The organism is Clostridium sp. HV4-5-A1G, assembly GCF_900184915.1.
Taxonomy (GTDB): Bacteria; Bacillota; Clostridia; order Clostridiales; family Clostridiaceae; genus Clostridium_B; species Clostridium_B aromativorans.
Map to the genome: position 1 here is coordinate 1 of NZ_FXYI02000325.1, position 1,632 is coordinate 1,632.

2 protein-coding genes and 1 pseudogene are annotated in these 1,632 nt (G+C 25.7%); 2 read left to right on the forward strand and 1 reads right to left on the reverse strand.

Annotation, left to right across the window (positions count from 1 at the left end):
• Together J5G60_RS18215 and J5G60_RS18220 are read left to right on the forward strand one after the other, a co-directional pair.
• Nucleotides 1-223, forward strand: a pseudogene (locus tag J5G60_RS18215) (ribosome biogenesis GTP-binding protein YihA/YsxC); the annotation flags it as partial.
• Between the two features lie 41 nt (nt 224-264).
• Entirely contained in the window at nt 265-960 is a 696-nt protein-coding gene (locus J5G60_RS18220; protein ID WP_150357959.1) for a CPBP family intramembrane glutamic endopeptidase, read from the forward strand.
• Between the two features lie 69 nt (nt 961-1,029).
• Here the strand turns inward: J5G60_RS18220 and J5G60_RS18225 are convergent, their stop codons facing one another.
• Nucleotides 1,030-1,410 carry a hypothetical protein gene (locus J5G60_RS18225; RefSeq protein ID WP_150357960.1) on the reverse strand — a complete coding sequence of 127 codons (381 nt, stop codon included), beginning with the start codon at nt 1,408-1,410 and terminating at the stop codon, nt 1,030-1,032.
• Nucleotides 1,411-1,632 lie beyond the last annotated feature (222 nt).

The window sequence follows — 1,632 nt, forward strand, 5'->3', positions numbered from 1 at the left end:
GTATAAGTGGATTAAGCATTATAAATATAAAACTGTTATTATAGTTACAAAAATTGATAAAATTTCTAAAAATAAATTATACGATAATTTAAAAATTATAAAAGATACTCTGGAGTTGAAAAAAGATGATGAAGTATTGACTTTTTCTGCTTTAAATAAGAAGGGAAGAGAAGAAATTTTGGATACTCTAGATTCCATGCTTAATTTAATTCCTGAAGATTAATAATTAGTAAGGCTAATAAAAATAGCAAGGAGAAATTAATAATGTTTAGGTTGGATATTATAAAAAATGCTCTAGTTTTTGTACTTGTTTATGTACCACCTCTTTTGGTATTTATCAAGTTCTGGCGGAAAGATAAAAGAAATAATGTAATTTTGCTTATTATAAGTGTATTGTATATAATTCTTTCCATATTTACAGAAAATTTTATTCCATTTATTTTTGTAGTTATTAATTTGTGGTATATAAAACATACAGATGAATTCTATAAGTTTGATTTTAAAAATTTTAAAATTTTTGAAGCTTTTAAGATGGTGTTCATATTTTATTTGGCTGCTTTTTTTATATCTGCAATTGAGACAACAGTGCTTTCTAATTTTAAATTGGAATTACAACAGCAGGAAATAGTTACTCATATGGCAAATATGCCATTGGGAAAATTTTTAATAATGATTCCAATAGTTATAATATTTGCACCTGTCTTAGAAGAATTTGTATTTAGATGGCTTATATTTGAAAAAATATTTGCGAAGAGAATTGGAATTTACCTGGGAGCATTTTTAAGCAGCTTTTTATTTGCTGTAATTCATTTTAGCCTTAATGCATTTCCAATAATACTGTGGATTGGACTTTATAATTGTTATTTAATATATAAAAAGGGATACTGGTATGCAGTGTTCAATCATTTTGCATTTAATTCTGTAACTGTAATAGCACTTTTACTGCAAAAATTAAGCTGATTTTTAAAGTAAAAAACACTATCGGAAACTAATTACAAATTTTGATAGTGTTTTTTAATGTAATTTTAATTAACTTCTATGTGTGTTTCTACTGGAATTGATGGAATTTATATAATTATTTAATGTTTTGGCTGCATCTGGGGAATCTTGTAGCTCTTTTATTGTACGGAGAAGCTCTTCCTTTATAGTTCCTCCGTTTTCTATTTTAGATAATCTATTTTCCAATGCTGCCAGTTTTGATTTTATATCTGAATCGTTAAAGTTAGAATTCCCCTGAGTTCCTCCATTGGAAGAATTTAAATTTTCCATAAGTGAACCCAGTTGATCATTGGAGAAATTTTTATTTCCACCCAATGCGGATAATATGGATAGAAGTTGAGTTATATCTATATTGTTTAAAATATCACCTATATTAAAACCATTATTATAGTTCCTGTGGTGTTTTGACATTTACATTCACCTCGTTTTTAATGTTGTGTATTTGGTAAGTTGAACTTATACTTATATTCATTGAGTTATCATAATTAAATTTATATTATATATTATTCAAGATGGACAGATTTGACACAAAAATGGGAGATTGTAATGGTAAAATGTCCGGATAATAAGAGAAATTTAATTTTATATAAAATTTCACTAAAAAAATTATAGAAAGTAACGATATAATTAAAT

What these genes read in the sequence shown, in the direction of transcription:
- J5G60_RS18220 (WP_150357959.1), top strand. Translation starts at nt 265, where the DNA reads ATGTTTAGGTTGGATATTATAAAAAATGCTCTAGTTTTTGTACTTGTT.
- J5G60_RS18225 (WP_150357960.1), bottom strand. Translation starts at nt 1,410, where the DNA reads ATGTCAAAACACCACAGGAACTATAATAATGGTTTTAATATAGGTGAT.